Here is a 14,366-nt window from a genome sequence, read left to right as displayed (position 1 = left end):
GGTTATGCGGCGTTCCGGGCGATGCCTGTCCGATTCGGTGTTCGAGGATGTGAATTCGGCAATGCACAGCGTGGTGTCCAACCCCTACGATCGGTCCCGGGCCGCGCGCGGTCCGGGACCGGCGCCCCGGGGGAGGTGAGCGTGCTCCGGATCCACTTCAGCAGCGACGACCATGCCCGGGTCCGGCTGGCCGCCGCGCCGGATCCGCTCTGGGAGACCCTGCTCAGCCTGCACATGCTGAGCGGCAACCGGGAGGCGCTGTGGTTCCAGCCGTGGCGCCGCCGGGTGGCCGCCCGGGTCACGCCGCGGATGCGCCAGCTCGTCCACCTGGCCCCGCCCGTCGGGTACTCCGCCGACTTCCTCACCCCGCCCGACGCCGGGCCGAGCATCGAGACCGGCGTCGCCGCGATCCTCGCCACCCCGCGCGCCCGGCTCGCCGCCGACGTCGGCCACCTCGCCGCGCAGCGGCCGCTGCCGCGCTGGGTGCGCGACGTCGGCGCCGGCGACCCCGCCGCCCTGGGGGCGCTGGGCGCGACGCTGCGGGCGTACTTCGACGCCGTCCTGGCCCCGGAGTGGGCCGAGCTGTCCGCCGACCTGGCCCGGCACCGCAGCCAGCGGGCCGAGACCGTGCTCACCGGCGGGCTGGAGGCGCTGCTGGGCAACCTGCACCCGTCGATCACCTGGACGCCGCCGGTGCTCCAGGTGGCGTACCCGGCGGACCGGGACCTGCACCTGCACGGCCGCGGGCTGCTGCTGGTGCCGTCGCGGTTCTGCTGGCGGCTGCCGACCATGCTCCGGCACGACGACGCGGCGCCGACGCTGGTGTACCCGATCGAACAGCCGTGGGAGCTGCGCGCCGGCGCCGGGGACAGCGAGCGGGCGCTGGCCCGGCTGCTCGGCAGCACCCGGGCCCGGGTGCTGCTGGCGCTGGCCGACCACTCGTACGGCTGCGGCACCTCGGCCCTGGCCCGGCAGCTCGGCATCTCTGCCGCGAGCGTCAGCGAGCACGCCGGCACGCTGCGCGACGCCGGCCTGGTGGGGACCTCTCCGGACGGCCGGACCACCCGGCACCACGTGACGGCGCTGGGGCGGTCGCTGCTGCGCGGGAGCGTGCTCGCCGAGGTCTGCTGACCGTTCGTGGTACGTCTCACACCACCCGGACGGCCGAGGTCACGGCGGCCGTACGGGTGAATACCAGCACAAGATCGTTATCAAACGGACATCGGGCCGTGGCACTCGCCCGCGCCGCCCGTTAGCGTGAGTGCGGCTCGGTCGCCGCCTTCGGCCGCACCCTCCCCCACCAGGGGCCGGCCCTCCCGCTGCATGGCCCCCGGCCCCCGCTCCCCTGGACCAGGTGAATGACCGCAACCGCTGCTGCCCCCGCGCCCACCGACCAGTCCGCCCCGCGCATCGCCACCGTCGACGCGCTGCGCGGCCTGGCGCTGCTGGGCATCCTCGTCGTGAACATCACCTACTTCGCGTCCCAGTACCGCGGCACCGGCGTGCTCGACCCCCGGTTCGAGGGCCCGGTCGACAAGTGGACGTACCTGCTCATCGACACGCTCTTCGAGACGAAGTTCTACCTGCTGTTCTCGTTCCTGTTCGGGTACAGCTTCACCCTCCAGATCACCGCCGCGGCGCGGCGCGGTGCGGCGTTCACGCCGCGGTTCCTGCGCCGGCTGCTCGGGCTGTTCCTGATCGGGGCGCTGCACGCCCTGCTGCTGTTCCACGGCGACATCCTCATGCTGTACGCGCTGCTCGGGCTCGTGCTGCTACCGCTGCGCCGGATCACGCCGCGGACCGCCGCCATCGTCGCCGGGGCGCTGCTGGTGCTCGCGATGCAGTTCTGGCTGTGGCGGGCCGTGCTGGTCTGGGACAGCGGCGAGCCCAACGGCGTCGACGCCGTCGAGACGAGCGAGTGGGTGGGCTGGATCGAGGAGCAGTACCGCGGCGGCCTGCACGAGATCATCGTCCAGCGGTGGGACGACCTCATGGGCATGATCGCGATCCTGCTGGACTTCCAGGGGCCGGCGGCGCTGGCGATGTTCCTGCTCGGGTTCGCCGCCGGCAAGCTGGGCGTGCTCGCCGACCCGCTGCGGTACCGGGCGGTGCTGCGCTGGCTGCTCGTGCTGGCCGTGGCCGTCGGCCTCCCCGGCGGGATGCTGTACGCGTACGCCGGCAACTTCTACGCCGACACCGCGCTCCAGTACATCGCCGGCGCGCTGGACTTCGTCGGCTCCCCGCTGCTCGCCGCCGGGTACGGCGCCGCCGCGATCATGCTGTTCCACGGCGTGCCCGCGATCGCCCGGGTGTTCGCGCCGGCCGGGCGGATGGCGCTGACCAACTACCTCACCCAGTCGGTGTTCTGCGCGTTCGTCTTCACCGGGTACGGCCTCGGCCTCACCGGCCGGCTCGGCCCGCTGGCGGTGACCGGGCTGGCGCTGGCCCTGTTCGCGGCGCAGATCGTCCTCAGCGCGCACTGGCTGCGCACCCACCGGTACGGGCCGGCGGAGTGGCTGCTGCGCGGCTTCAGCTACCGGGAGATCCCGGTCTGGCGGGCCGGGCGGCACTGGGGCCGGTGACCCGCGCCATCCACGGCGTCGGGCCGGCCCGGGAGCGCGATCACCGGGCCGGGCACGAGCCGGCCGGCAGGCGGCGCCGGGCGCGCTGACGCCTGACCTTTGCGGCCGGCGGGCGCAGTTGGCCGCTGTGCCCCATGGGCGGCCCGGCGCGGTCGTACGGTTTCCGGTAGGACGGGAAAGACCGGTGACCGATGGCGAACTCATGGGTGCTGTTCAGCGGCCTGTGCCTGACGCTGATCTTCGCGCGGGCGGCCGGGAGCTGGATCCGGCACCGGCACCCGATGGACCGGGACGTGGCCCTGGTGTTCCTGCCGCCGGCGATCGTGCTGCTGGAGAACGTCCTGGCCGCGCTCGGCGTGGACCTGCCCGGCGCGCTGTCGTCGGTGGTGTCGGCCTTCGTTCTGTTCATCCCCTATCTCGCGCTGCGGCTGGCCGATCGGCTGCACGGCGTACCGCGTCCGGTGATGCTGGCGGCGCTGGTGATCTGCGTGGGGGCGTTCGTCCCGCTGACCTTCGTCCCGCAGCCGCTGCCGGCGGTGTGGCGGGTGGTGTACGAGACGGCGTTCGCGCTGCCCGGCGCGGCCGCCGCCGGCTACCTGCTGGCCGAGGCGCGGCGGCGGCACGGCTCGTCCGGGGTCCGGCTCGGCCTGGCCGCCACGGCGACCGCGCTGCTCACCGTCGGGATCATCGTCACCACGGCCACCTGGCCGGACCCGCCGACCTGGTCGGCCGTCACCGTCGTCCTCTCCACCCTGGGGTACCTGCTGGCGTTCCAGCCGCCGCGCTGGCTGCGCGACGTATGGTCCGGGCACGCCGCGCACGCGGTCAGCGTGCGGCTGACCGCCGCGACCGCCGGGCAGTCCGCCGAGTCGATCTGGGACAACTACGGCCGGGTGGTCCAGGCGGTCGCCGGCGCCGACGCCGTGGCCGCGGTGCTGCGCACCCACGGCGGGCTCACCCAGGCCGCGCACGTGGACGTGCCCGAGCAGTTGCTGACCGACGTGCCGGCGGCCGAGCTGGACGCCCTGCTGCGCGCCCGCCAGCCCGTCGACGTGCGCCGGCCGGGGCGCGCGGCGCCGACGCTCACCACCCGGTACCGCGGGGCGACGAAGCGCACCCGGTACATCACCGCCGCCCCGCTGGCCGTCCCGCCGGACGCCACCGGGGCGCTCCTGCTGCTCAACCACCGCCCGTCGCTGTTCAGCGACGACGACGTACGGCTGCTGGCCGCCCTCGGCGCCCAGGCCGGCATCCTCGCCGGCCACGCCGACGTGATCGCCGCGCTGCGCACCGCGAACAACGCCAAGAGCGACTTCCTGGCGCACATGAGCCACGAGCTGCGCACCCCGCTGAACGCCATCATCGGCTTCAGCGACCTGATGCTCGACGCCCCCGACGACCACCCGGACCCGGCCATCCCGATGAAGGACTGGGCCCGGCACATCCACGACAGCGGCCGCCGCCTGCTCGACCTGATCAACGACGTGCTGGACCTGACCAAAGTGGAGACCGGCCACCTGGACCTGCACACCGAGCCCGTCGGTCTCGCCGAGGCCGTGCAGGACAGCCTGACCGCGGTCCGGCTGATGCTGGACCGCAAGGGCCTCACCCAGCGGGTCGACATCCCGCCGACGGTACGCGCGCTGGCCGACGGCAAGCGGCTCCGCCAGATGATCGACAACCTGCTGACCAACGCGATCAAGTACACGCCCACCGGCGGCACGATCACGCTGACGGCCGCCGCCGGCGGCGCCACGGTCTCGCTGACCGTCACCGACACCGGGGTGGGCATCCGGGCCGCCGAGCAGGACCGGGTGTTCGAGCAGTTCCAGCAGGTCGGCGACCCGGCGCAGCGGCAGCCGGGGACCGGCCTGGGGCTGGCCCTGACCCGCCGGCTCGCCCGGGCGCACGGCGGCGACGTCACGCTGGTGTCCCGGCCGGGCGGGGGCAGCAGCTTCACGATCGTCCTGCCGGCCGCCGACCCCGCCGGCACGCCGGCGGGGTCGCGCCGCGCCGCCGGCGGCTAGGCCGGGCGGCGCGGGCGGGCCGGCGCGGCGGTCAGGCCGGGCGGGCGTACGCGGGCAGGACCGGCTCGACCGGCACGGCCGGCGCGGACGGGGTGAACGACGCCTGCGCGGCGGCCCGGGCGGCCAGCCGGGCGTACAGCGCGGCCGCCGCCGGCGGGTGCACCGCCTCGCCCAGCATCGTCTCCAGCCGGGACACCAGCTCGGCCCGGCGGAACGGCTTGGTCAGGTAGTCGTTGGCGCCCGCGGCGTAGCCGTTGGCGACGTCCTTGCCCAGCGCGTGCCCGCTCACGATCATGATGGGCAGCGTGGCGGTGGCCGGATCGGCGCGGAGCTGGGCGCAGAACCGCAGCCCGTCCAGCTCCGGCAGCGTGATGTCCAGCAGCAGCGCGTCGATCGGCAGCTCGCGCAGCAGCCGGCCGGCGACCGCGGCGGAGTCGGCGGTGAGGGCGCGGTACGAAGCGCGCTCCAGCATCATGGCGAACAGCTCGCGGTTGTCCGCGTCGTCGTCGACGACCAAGATCGTTCCCAGCATCCCTGTCCTCGGGTCGAACGGCTGTATGGCCGGTCGTCCGTGACCGAGATACGAATCCTGCTACCGGGAGCATCGGATCCCCGCCAGCGGCCATGAGGGAAATCCCGGCGGCGATTCGGCGGACCGGATGCCGGACATCCGGGCATGTCGGGGCGGAACGGCGCAGCGGGGCGGGCGGGTCCGCGGGCCGGCTGTGCCGGCCGCGGGGTCAGGGTGCCGGGTCGGGGGCCGCGGGGGTCAGGGAGCCGGGTCGGGGGTCGGGGCGAGGGCGGCGTACAGCAGGCGGTCGCGCCATTCGCCGTGCAGCAGGCAGTGGTCGCGCAGGTACCCCTCGCGCTGCATGCCGACGGCCTCCAGGATCCGCCGGGACGCCGCGTTCGCCGGGTCGCAGGTCGCCGTGACCTTGCGCAGCCCCAGTGCGGTGAACGCGTACCCGAGCAGCGCGGCCGCCGCCTCGGTGGCGTAGCCCCGCCCCCAGTGCGGGCGGGCCAGCGCGTACCCGATCTCGGCGCGCCGGTGCTCGGCGCTGGTCACGGCCAGCTCGACGTAGCCGACGAAGGCGCCGCCGGGGCGGTCGGCCGCGGCGAGGGCGTACCGGGTCCGGGGCGCGGCCGCCGCGGCGGCCGCGGCGGCGGCGGCCAGGAAGCCGTCGGGGTCGTCCGGGGAGTGCGGCGCCCAGTCGATGTACCGCATCACGTCGGCGTCGTCGGCGAGCGCCCGCACGGCGGCCCGGTCGGTCGGCAGCAGGTCGCGCAGCAGCAGGCGCGCGGTGGCCAGTTCCATGCCCCGATCCTCACCCGCGGGCGCCCGGCCCGCCACCGCTGCCCCGACCGGCCGGGGTGGACGGGGTGCGGGTCGGGGGTCGAGCAGCTCGCGGGCGGGGCGGGCGTCGGGGCGGTCGGTGTCGGGTGCGGCGCGCCACGGCGCCGGCCGGCGGGGGTCAGCGACGCCGGTACGCATGGTCCGGGCGCCGGGCGGGAATGCCCGGGGCATGGCCTCGTACTCGATCAACAAGGTGGCGGTCGACCGCGCCCGGCGGCTCATCGCCGGCCGGCAGTACGTCCTGGACAGCGACTGGGGCGCGGTCCAGCCGCGGGCGGCCGCGGAGAACGCGTACCTGGAGTCGCACGGCTGGCCGGCGTACGGCGAGTGGTTCCTCGGGCTCACCGACGGCGCCACCGAGGAGACGAAGGGGCGGTACGCGTTCGCCCACGGCGACTTCCGGCGGCTGCACCGCAGCGGGCTGATCGCCTGCGTGTACCGGGCGGCGGAGTGGCGGCACAAGGAGATCGAGCTGGCCGCGCACGAGCTGCTCCAGGAACTCGACCGGGCCACGGCCTGACCGGAGCCGGTCGGCGCGGCCCGAACGGGCCCGGGCCCGGCGGCCGGCGCCGGGTCAGGGTGGCGGGCCGGCGGAGGATGCACAGGTGGTGTCCGCCGCTTCGCCGCCGGCGCAGCCATCGACGTGCTTACGCTGCGATCATGAATGACAGGATCGCCCGGCACGAGGGGCGGCGCACGATCCGGCGGGTACTGATCATGGAATCGATCCCGGTGCGGGAGTCGCTGCTGCTCCACCACTTCGAGCGGCTCGGCTGCCGGGTGGAGCACGTCGCGTCCGCCGCGGCGGTCGTCGCGTCCGTCCGGGACCTCGTCCCCGACCTGGTCGTCGTGGACCGCCAGGAGCTGCCCGACATGCCCACCGCGGAGCTGCTCGACCGGGTCCACCGGGAGGCGCCCGACTGCCGGGTGGTGGTCGCCACCGGGCTCAACTTCACCGACGTCGAACGCGGCGAGCCGCTGGTCTTCGAGGAGGGCGCGGCCGACGTCATCGACAAGCCCTACACCCGGCACGCCGTCCAGCAGGTGATCGACAACGTCGAGCCCGGCGGGGACCGGCCGCCCGGCTAGCGCGGCGGGGACGGCGCCGGCGCCGTCCGGCCCCGGCCCCCACGCCGGTGGATCGACGCCGGTCGCTCCCGGAGTTCGCCCCCCGTTCGCGTGCACCCGGGTTGCCGGCACACCCGGGGTCACCGGGCCCGGTGAGGCTGCGGGCGTCGATATCCGGACGCCCCGGGGGTACCCCATCATGGTCTTGTCCAGACGCACGCTGCTGTCCGCCGGCGCCGCACTCGGCGCCACCGCCGCCGGGCTCCCCCGCGGCGCCGCGGCGGCCGCCCGACCGCTGCGCGACAACCCGTTCACCCTCGGCGTCGCCTCGGGGGACCCCGACGACCGGGGCATGGTGCTGTGGACCCGGCTCGCGGTGCAGCCGCTGGCCGGGGACGGCCTCGGCGGCATGCCGGACCGCCCGGTCGAGGTCGCCTGGACGGTGGCCGCCGACGAGCGGCTGCGCCGGGTCGTCCGCGCCGGCACCGCCGTCGCCCTGCCGGCCTCGGCGCACAGCGTGCACGTCGAGGTCGACGGGCTCGAGCCGGGCCGGACGTACCACTACCGGTTCACCGCCGAGGGCCACGCCTCGCCCGGCGGCGTGACCCGCACCGCCCCGGCGCCGCTGCGGACGGCCGGGGCGCTGACCATGGCGTTCGTCTCCTGCTCCCAGTACGAGCACGGCCACTTCACCGCCTACCGCCGGCTCGCCGAGGACCACCCCGACCTGGTCCTGCACCTGGGCGACTACCAGTACGAGTACAAGAAGGGCGACTACGTCGCGCCGGGCGGCAACGTCCGCGACCACCTCGGCCCGGAGACCGTGACGCTGGCGAACTACCGGCAGCGGCACGCCCAGTACAAGACCGACCCCGACCTGCAGGCCGCCCACGCGGCCGCGCCGTGGCTGGTCGTCTGGGACGACCACGAGCTGGACAACAACTGGGCCGACGAAACGCCGGAGCGCCCGGAGCCGGACTTCCGCGCCCGCCGGGCCGCCGCCTTCCGGGCCTACTACGAGAACATGCCGCTGCGCCGCACCTCGGTGCCGCAGGGCATCGACCTGCAGCTCTACCGGCGGGTGCACTGGGGCCGGCTGGCCACGTTCCACCTGCTCGACACCCGCCAGTACCGCGACGACCAGGCGTGCGGCGACGGCCTGAAGAGCTGCCCCGCCGCCGCCGAACCCGCCCGGACCATCACCGGCGCGGCGCAGGAGCAGTGGCTGCTCAACGGCTTCCACCGGTCCCGGGCCCGCTGGGACATCCTCGGCCAGCAGGTGTTCTTCGCCCAGCGCGACCACACCGCGGGTCCGATCAAGACGACCAGCATGGACGCCTGGGACGGCTACGTCGCCAGCCGCGACCGGATCACCCGGGGCTGGCTCGACGCCGGCGTGCGCAACCCGGTCGTCCTGACCGGCGACGTCCACTCGCACTGGGCCAGCGACCTCAAGCTGGACTACGACGACCCGGGCTCGGCCACGGTCGGCAGCGAACTGGTGTGCACGTCGGTGACCTCCGGCGGCAACGGCGCCGACTCGGTACCGTCGGCGAACCCGCTGCTCCAGCTCAATCCGCACCTGCGGTTCTACAACAACCAGCGCGGATACGTCCTGACCACGATCACCGACCGCGAGCTGGCGGCGGACTTCAGGGTGGTGCCGTACGTGAACCGGCCGGGGGCGCCGGTGCACACGCGCGCGTCGTTCGCCATCGAGGACGGGGTCCCCGGCCTGCACCGCACCGCCGACCGGCCCACCCCCGGCGCCGCCGGGCGCGACCCCGGGCCGCAGCCGGACGCACCCGCCTGATCGCCGCCCCGGTCCCGCCGGATCGCGGTGGGACCGGGGCGGCGATCGCGACGGGGGCGCCGCTACGCGGGCCGGGACACCTCGCCGAACGGTGGCTCCGCCCGGCTCGGGTACGGCGCCGCGTCCGCCAGCGTCACGGTCAGGTCCGGGGCGTCGCTCCACCGCTGCCGCCAGCGCCGGGCGACCGCGTCGAAGCGGGCGTCGTCCAGCCCGTACGTGGTGACGGTGAGCGCGACCGGCCCGGCCGCGGGCGTACTGATCGGATGGTCGGCGACCAGCGCGAGCAGGTGCCCGGCGGGGTCCACGACGATCCGCTGGTGCCGGCTGTCCAGCCACGGCCGGCCGACGACGGCGGCGAGTGCGTCGGCCGGGACGATCGTCGCCTCCAGGTGCACGGTGCGGCGGGTGCCGGGCGGCTGGGTCTCCAGGAAGAATCGCAACTGGGCCAGGAACGTCCGCCAGCCCTCCTCGGCGCTGTCGGCGACCTCCGGCCGCGGCCCGGCGACGCCGGGCATGACGGCGCAGATGGTGGTGCGCGGCCCGTTGGCCAGCAGGGCCAGGTGGGAGCCGTCGTCGAAGCGCAGTTGTACCGGCGGCTCGGCGATCAGGTGGTCGCCGAACAGGTGCTGGATCTCGGCGGCCAGGTGCGGGTGCTCCCAGCCGAACCACTGGCCGAGGAGCGCGGGTTCGGTGAGGGCCTGCCACACGGCCTTGTGCGGGGCGGCGATGGTGGTGTCGACGTGGAACGGTCGGGGCTTGCCGGGCATGGTCGGCTCCCGTCGTCGCGGGCGATACCTGCCGCCAGCCTCCCGGGCCGGGGTGGCCGCGCGGTGGAATGGATCTATCCACTTGCCGCGCGCCGGTACCCGCTCCGCGCCGACGCCCGGTGTTCGGGTGTCGATCACCGGATCGCCATCCGGATCGGGCAGCGCGGTTCGCCCCGGTGCGGGAGGCTGGCGCGCTGTGATCGTGGACATGGCCATCTACCGCGGCGGCGGCCGGCACGCCATCGCCGGCGACATCGGCGACGCGGTCGACGCCGCCCGCGCCGCCGGCGACTGCTTCGTCTGGATCGGGATGCACGAGCCGACCCGGCGGGAGTTCGACCTGGTCAGCCACGAGCTGCGGCTGCACCCGCTGGCGGTCGAGGACGCGATCGACGCCCACCAGCGCCCGAAGCTGGAGCGCTACGGCGACTCGCTGTTCGTGGTGCTCAAGACGCTGCACTACGTCGATCCGACCTCGGACATCGAGGTCGGCGAGATCATGCTGTTCGTCGGCCGGGACTTCGTGATCACGGTCCGGCACGGCCGGGCCGCCCCGCTGACCGACGTGCGCAAGCGGATCGAGGCCGACCCCGACCTGCTCGCCGCCGGTCCGGCCGGGGTGCTGTACGCGGTCTGCGACGAGGTCGTCGACACGTACGCGCAGGTCGGGCACGAGGTGGAGGCGGACCTGATCGACCTGGAGCGCCGGGTGTTCAGCCCGGCCGCCGACGACGTTACCGAGGCGATCTACTCGCTCAAGCGGGAGGTGCTGGAGTTCCGCGGCGCGCAGGACCCGCTGATCCCCGTCCTGGAGGAGATCGTCAAGGGGCGGGTGGCGCTGTGCGGCCACACCCGGGAGCAGTTCGCCGATGTCCTCGACCACCTGCTCCGGGTGGACGCGCAGGTGGACGCGCACAACGAGCTGCTGAGCAGCGCGCTCACCGCCCACCTGGCGCTGGTCGGCACCCGGCAGAACCGGGTGGCGGTCCGGCAGAACGAGGACATGCGCAAGATCTCCTCGTGGGCGGCGCTGATCGCGGTGCCGACGATGATCGCCGGGATCTACGGGATGAACTTCGTGTACATGCCGGAGCTGCACTGGGTGCTGGGGTACCCGCTCGGGCTGGCGGCGATGGCGGCGGCGGTGCTGGTGGTCCACCGCCTGCTCCGCCGCAACGGCTGGCTGTGACCCGACGGCTGGCTGTGACCCGACGGGCGGGCGGGGCGGGCGTCGTGCTCACGTGTCGGCCGGCGGCTCCGGACCGCCCGGGCGATCGACCACGTCGAGCCGTACGCCGACCTCTCGCGCGCCGCGGTACACCGCGGCCTCGACCGCCCGGCGGTGCGCCGGGATCGCCGGGCGGCGGGACGCCAGCCGGACCCTGCGCCGGCCGCGCACCACTCGAAGGAGCGCCGCCCACACCCGACGGATCGGGCTATTCGGATTTCTCGATCGTCGAACCCCCGCCGGGGCGAGCCGGGGAATCGGGTGGCGTGCGCGGGCGGCGCGGGTAAGGCTGTGGGCATGGCGTTGACCGTGCAGTGTCTGTGTATCGACTCCGTCGACCCGGCGGGGCTGGCGGCGTTCTGGCAGGAGGCGCTGGGCTGGCGGCGGACCTCCGCGGACGCCGACGAGGTCGTCCTGGAGCCGCCGGCCGGCAGCCCGGCCGACGGCGTCGCGCCGGACCTGCTGTTCCTGCGGGTGCCCGAGGCCAAGGCCGGCAAGAACCGGCTGCACCTGGACCTGCGGCCGGACGACCAGGCCGCGGAGGTGGCCCGCCTCGAACGGCTCGGCGCCCGCCGGGTCAGCGTGGGGCAGGGCGACGGCGTGAGCTGGGTCGTCCTGGCCGACCCGGAGGGCAACGAGTTCTGCGTCCTGCGCGCCCGCGGCCCGCAGGAGTAGCGGCGGACGGGCCCGGTCGCGCCCCTGCGGGAGCGGCCGGGCCCGTCCGGTCGGGATCAGCGCAGGTCGAACCGGTCCAGCTCCATGACCTTGGTCCAGGCGGCGACGAAGTCCGCGACGAACTTCTGCCGGGCGTCCGCGCTGGCGTAGACCTCGGCGATGGCGCGGAGCTGCGAGTTCGAGCCGAGGACCAGGTCGACCGCGGTGGCGGTCCAGCGCACCTCGTCGGTGGCGAGGTCGCGGATCTCGTACACGTGCTCGTCCGACTCCGACGCCCGCCACCGGGTACCCGGCGCGAGCAGGTTGACGAAGAAGTCGTTGGTGAGCACGCCGGGCCGGTCGGTCAGCACGCCGTGCCGGCTGCCGCCGACGTTGGCGCCGAGCGCGCGCAGGCCGCCGACCAGGACGGTCAGCTCCGGCGCGGTCAGGTCGAGCAGGTACGCCCGGTCGACCAGCAGCGTCTCCGGCTGGAGCTTCTCGCCGGGGCGCAGGTAGTTGCGGAACCCGTCGGCGCGCGGCTCCAGCACGGCGAACGACTCGACGTCGGTCTGCTCGGGGCTCGCGTCGGTGCGGCCGGGCCGGAACGGCACGGTCACGTCGACGCCGGCGTCGCGCGCCGCCTTCTCGACCGCCGCCGAGCCGGCCAGCACGATGAGGTCGGCGAGCGAGATCCGGGCGCCGCCGGCCCCGTTGAACTCCCGCTGGATGCCCTCCAGCGCACTCAGCACGGCGGCGAGCTGCTCCGGCTCGTTGACCACCCAGCTCCGCTGGGGTTCGAGGCGGAGCCGGGCGCCGTTGGCGCCGCCGCGCTTGTCGGTGGACCGGAAGCTCGCGGCGGCCGCCCAGGCGGTCGCGACCAGCCGGTCGGTCGCGATGCCGGACTTCAGCACCCGGGCCTTGAGGTCCGCTACGTCGGCGTCGGTCACGAGGGCGTGGTCGACGGCCGGCACCGGGTCCTGCCACAACTGCGCCTCGGGCACCCACGGGCCGAGGTAGCGGCTGACCGGGCCCATGTCGCGGTGCAGCAGCTTGTACCAGGCCTTGGCGAAGGCCCGCGCGAACTCGTCGGGGTTGGCCAGGAAGCGGCGGGAGATCCTCTCGTACGCCGGGTCGACGCGCAGCGACAGGTCCGTGGTGAGCATCGTCGGCTTGTGCCTGCGGGCCGGGTCGAACGGGTCCGGGATGATCGCCTCGGCGTCCCTGGCCACCCACTGCTTCGCGCCGCCGGGGCTGGTGGTCAGCTCCCACTCGTGGCCGAACAGGATCTCGAAGAAGCGGTTGCTCCACTGCGTCGGCCGGTCGGTCCAGGTGACCTCCAGGCCGCTGGTGATCGCGTCGCCGCCCTTGCCGGTGCCGTGGGTGCTCAGCCAGCCCAGGCCCTGCGCCTCCAGCGGGGCGCCCTCGGGCTCCGGGCCCACGTGGTTGTCGGCGATGCCGGCGCCGTGGGTCTTGCCGAAGGTGTGGCCGCCGGCGATGAGCGCGACGGTCTCCTCGTCGTTCATGGCCATCCGGGCGAACGTCTCCCGGATGAAGTGGGCCGCCGCCGCCGGGTCGGCGTTGCCGCGCGGCCCCTCCGGGTTGACGTAGATCAGGCCCATCTCGGTGGCGCCGACCTCGTCGGCGAGCTGCGCGTCGCCCACGTACCGCGCGTCGCCCAGCCAGGCGTCCTCCGGGCCCCAGAAAATCTCCTCGGGCTCCCAGACGTCGGCCCGGCCGAAGCCGAAGCCGAACGTCTCGAAGCCCATCGACTCCAGGGCGACGTTGCCGGCCAGGACGAGCAGGTCGGCCCAGGAGACCTGCTGCCCGTACTTCTGCTTGACCGGCCACAGCAGACGCCGGGCCTTGTCGAGGTTCGCGTTGTCGGGCCAGCTATTGAGCGGGGCGAACCGCTGCCCGCCGTCGCCGGCGCCGCCGCGGCCGTCGTGGATCCGGTACGTGCCGGCGGCGTGCCAGCTCAGCCGGATCATCAGGCCGCCGTAGTGGCCGAAGTCGGCCGGCCACCAGTCCTGCGAGGTGGTGAGTACCTCGGTGATGTCCCGCTTGAGCGCCTCGACGTCGAGCCGGGCGAACGCGTCGGCGTAGTCGAAGTCCGCGCCCAGCGGGTTGCCCTTGGGCGAGTGGGCGTGCAGCACCGACAGGTCGAGCTGGTTGGGCCACCAGTCGCGGTTGGTGTGCGGGCGGCCGCCGGTCCGCGGGGTCGGCGGGTGGATCGCCGGGTTCTCGCTCTCGCTGCCGTGCGTCGTCGCGGAGTCGTGCGCCACCGGGCAGCCGGCCGCTGACCTCCGGTCCTGCGCACTGGACGGGGTGTCCTGGCTGTCGCTCATGTGCTTCCTTCCGAACTGGCGGTTTGCGGGGACGTGCGGGCGCTGACGCAGTCAGGGCACGTACCCCAATAGACGACTTCCGCCTCGTCGACCACGTAGTCGCGGTCGTCGGAGGCGGTGAGACAGGGCGCCGCGCCGACCGCACAGTCGACGTCGGCGATCGCGCCGCAGGAGCGGCACACGACGTGGTGGTGGTTGTCCCCCACCCGGACCTCGTACCGGGCGGTCGCGCCGGCGGGCTGGATGCGCCGCACCAGGCCGGCGTCGGTGAGGGCCCGCAGCACGTTGTAGACGGCCTGGTGGGAGACCGCGGGCAGCGCCGTGCGGACCAGCGCGATCACCGCGTCGGTGTCGATGTGCGGGTGGTCCCGCAGCACCGAGAGGACCGCCAGCCGGGGCCGGGTCACCCGCAACGAGGCCGCCCGGAGCTGGGCCCCGAAGTCGGACGTCATACCCCGTACCCTAGCCCCTTATCTGGAGTAGTTCAAGTTTTTGGGCGACGCCGGTGTGGCATCGCCCACTGGCCAT

General features: G+C 74.6%; 13 protein-coding genes. 8 read left to right on the top strand and 5 right to left on the bottom strand.

Annotated elements, in window-relative coordinates:
* Window positions 1-141: 141 nt before the first annotated feature.
* The 3 genes from IEY94_RS21180 to IEY94_RS21170 all read left to right on the top strand — a co-directional run bounded on the left by IEY94_RS21180 (window position 142) and on the right by IEY94_RS21170 (window position 4,609).
* Window positions 142-1,131, top strand: coding sequence for a winged helix-turn-helix domain-containing protein (locus IEY94_RS21180; protein ID WP_189171994.1), 990 nt, complete (start codon window positions 142-144; stop codon window positions 1,129-1,131).
* Between the two features lie 227 nt (window positions 1,132-1,358).
* Window positions 1,359-2,582 carry a DUF418 domain-containing protein gene (locus IEY94_RS21175; RefSeq protein ID WP_189171993.1) on the top strand — a complete coding sequence of 408 codons (1,224 nt, stop codon included), beginning with the start codon at window positions 1,359-1,361 and terminating at the stop codon, window positions 2,580-2,582.
* Window positions 2,583-2,773: 191 nt separating this feature from the next.
* Window positions 2,774-4,609 carry a sensor histidine kinase gene (locus tag IEY94_RS21170; RefSeq protein ID WP_189171992.1) on the top strand — a complete coding sequence of 612 codons (1,836 nt, stop codon included), beginning with the start codon at window positions 2,774-2,776 and terminating at the stop codon, window positions 4,607-4,609.
* Window positions 4,610-4,640: 31 nt separating this feature from the next.
* Here the strand turns inward: IEY94_RS21170 and IEY94_RS21165 are convergent, their stop codons facing one another.
* Both IEY94_RS21165 and IEY94_RS21160 read right to left on the bottom strand, forming a co-directional pair.
* Window positions 4,641-5,141: a response regulator gene (locus tag IEY94_RS21165; protein WP_189171991.1), complete on the bottom strand. Its 501-nt coding sequence runs from the start codon at window positions 5,139-5,141 to the stop codon at window positions 4,641-4,643.
* A 237-nt stretch (window positions 5,142-5,378) separates the two neighbouring features.
* The gene (locus IEY94_RS21160) at window positions 5,379-5,924 is read right to left on the bottom strand and encodes a GNAT family N-acetyltransferase (protein WP_189171990.1); all 546 of its coding nucleotides are present in this window, start codon (window positions 5,922-5,924) and stop codon (window positions 5,379-5,381) included.
* A 208-nt stretch (window positions 5,925-6,132) separates the two neighbouring features.
* On the opposite strand from IEY94_RS21160, the gene IEY94_RS21155 reads away from it, so the two are divergent.
* The 3 genes from IEY94_RS21155 to IEY94_RS21145 all read left to right on the top strand — a co-directional run bounded on the left by IEY94_RS21155 (window position 6,133) and on the right by IEY94_RS21145 (window position 8,844).
* Window positions 6,133-6,483 carry a hypothetical protein gene (locus IEY94_RS21155; protein WP_189171989.1) on the top strand — a complete coding sequence of 117 codons (351 nt, stop codon included), beginning with the start codon at window positions 6,133-6,135 and terminating at the stop codon, window positions 6,481-6,483.
* A 140-nt stretch (window positions 6,484-6,623) separates the two neighbouring features.
* Complete coding sequence (locus IEY94_RS21150) at window positions 6,624-7,052, top strand: response regulator (protein WP_189171988.1); 429 nt, start codon at window positions 6,624-6,626, stop codon at window positions 7,050-7,052.
* Window positions 7,053-7,230: 178 nt separating this feature from the next.
* Window positions 7,231-8,844, top strand: coding sequence for an alkaline phosphatase D family protein (locus tag IEY94_RS21145; RefSeq protein ID WP_189171987.1), 1,614 nt, complete (start codon window positions 7,231-7,233; stop codon window positions 8,842-8,844).
* Window positions 8,845-8,906: 62 nt separating this feature from the next.
* Here the strand turns inward: IEY94_RS21145 and IEY94_RS21140 are convergent, their stop codons facing one another.
* Window positions 8,907-9,611 (bottom strand): SRPBCC family protein, encoded by a 705-nt coding sequence (locus IEY94_RS21140; protein ID WP_189171986.1) that lies wholly within the window; start codon window positions 9,609-9,611, stop codon window positions 8,907-8,909.
* 208 nt (window positions 9,612-9,819) lie between these two features.
* On the opposite strand from IEY94_RS21140, the gene IEY94_RS21135 reads away from it, so the two are divergent.
* Entirely contained in the window at window positions 9,820-10,800 is a 981-nt protein-coding gene (locus IEY94_RS21135) for a magnesium and cobalt transport protein CorA (RefSeq protein ID WP_189171985.1), read from the top strand.
* A gap of 336 nt (window positions 10,801-11,136) precedes the next feature.
* A complete protein-coding gene (locus IEY94_RS21130) occupies window positions 11,137-11,514 on the top strand; it encodes a VOC family protein (protein ID WP_189171984.1) in 378 nt (125 codons plus the stop codon).
* Window positions 11,515-11,570: 56 nt separating this feature from the next.
* Here IEY94_RS21130 and katG read toward each other — a convergent pair whose 3' ends face one another.
* Window positions 11,571-13,838, bottom strand: coding sequence for a catalase/peroxidase HPI (katG, locus tag IEY94_RS21125; RefSeq protein WP_189171983.1), 2,268 nt, complete (start codon window positions 13,836-13,838; stop codon window positions 11,571-11,573).
* Window positions 13,835-14,290, bottom strand: coding sequence for a Fur family transcriptional regulator (locus tag IEY94_RS21120; protein WP_189171982.1), 456 nt, complete (start codon window positions 14,288-14,290; stop codon window positions 13,835-13,837). The genes katG and IEY94_RS21120 overlap by 4 nt, the downstream gene beginning before the upstream one ends.
* Between the last annotated feature and the right edge of the window lie 76 nt (window positions 14,291-14,366).

Origin of the sequence: Pilimelia anulata, from assembly GCF_014647895.1 — a bacterium.
GTDB lineage: Bacteria > Actinomycetota > Actinomycetes > Mycobacteriales > Micromonosporaceae > Pilimelia > Pilimelia anulata.
The sequence above is the reverse complement of the archived record's forward strand: the minus strand, read 5'-3'. Positions and strand labels throughout refer to the sequence as shown.